This window comes from Staphylococcus sp. HMSC069D12 (assembly GCF_001810405.1).
Classification (GTDB): domain Bacteria; phylum Bacillota; class Bacilli; order Staphylococcales; family Staphylococcaceae; genus Staphylococcus; species Staphylococcus haemolyticus.
In genome coordinates, this window is the sequence record NZ_KV801129.1 from 1 (window position 1) to 288 (window position 288).

At 39.9% G+C, this 288-nt stretch carries 1 protein-coding gene; it reads right to left on the reverse strand.

Translation table 11 applies throughout. The features are described 5' to 3' along the window. The coding region (locus tag HMPREF2737_RS10170; RefSeq protein ID WP_176744069.1) for an E domain-containing protein at positions 1-288 on the reverse strand (288 nt) is incomplete at both ends.

Below are 288 nucleotides of genomic sequence, written 5' to 3' on the forward strand. Positions count from 1 at the left end.
AATCGCTATCTGCGTCTGAATCGCTGTCCGCATCTGAATCATCTTTAGCACCATGGATGATTACTTCATCTTGTGGTTCTTCAATGATTTCTCCAGTTTCAGGATCTTTCAAGCCATCTTTACCTGGGATAACTTTAGTTTCACCTTCTGGTAAGTTTGGATCAATTTCTTCACGTGTACCATGAGGAATAATTTCAGGTGCATAGTTAACAATTTCGTCTATTGGTTCTTTCGTTACTTCCGTTGTTGGTTCGCCTTCGCCTACTTTTTCTCCCGTTAATGGATTAA